General features: G+C 38.8%; 1 protein-coding gene. It reads left to right on the top strand.

Annotated elements, in window-relative coordinates; all coding sequences use genetic code 11:
• On the top strand, positions 1-431 hold a 431-nt coding region (locus HMPREF0549_RS08935; protein ID WP_003717980.1), incomplete at its 5' end, for a super-infection exclusion protein B.
• Between the last annotated feature and the right edge of the window lie 61 nt (positions 432-492).

Here is a 492-nt window from a genome sequence, read left to right as displayed (position 1 = left end):
GGCCTGAATATGTTAATGAGAGAATCGGTATTCCTCATGTGTGGCATGTTTTCGTCTTTGCTCTTGCATTTTCGCTAGCAATTAATGTGCATCGATTATCAGCTATTGCCAGCGCCAGATATAAGCGATTTAAGCTAAGAAAACGCATTAAGATGCAAAACGATAAAGTGCGATCAGTAATTCAAAACCTTACAGAAGAGCAATCTATGGTTTTGTGCGCAGCCCTTAATGAAGGCAGGAAGTATGTGGTTACATCAAAACAATTCCCATACATTAGTGAGTTGATTGAGCTTGGTGTGTTGAACAAAACTTTTTCCCGATGGAATGGGAAGCATATATTATTCCCTATTGAGGATATTTACTGGACTGAATTAGTTGCCAGCTATGATCCATATAATATTGAGATAAAGCCAAGGCCAATATCTAAGTAACTAGATAAGAGGAATCGATTTTCCCTTAATTTTCTGGCGTCCACTGCATGTTATGCCGCGT

This window comes from Limosilactobacillus vaginalis DSM 5837 = ATCC 49540 (assembly GCF_000159435.1).
GTDB classification, from domain to species: Bacteria; Bacillota; Bacilli; order Lactobacillales; family Lactobacillaceae; genus Limosilactobacillus; species Limosilactobacillus vaginalis.
The sequence above is the reverse complement of the archived record's forward strand: the minus strand, read 5'-3'. Positions and strand labels throughout refer to the sequence as shown.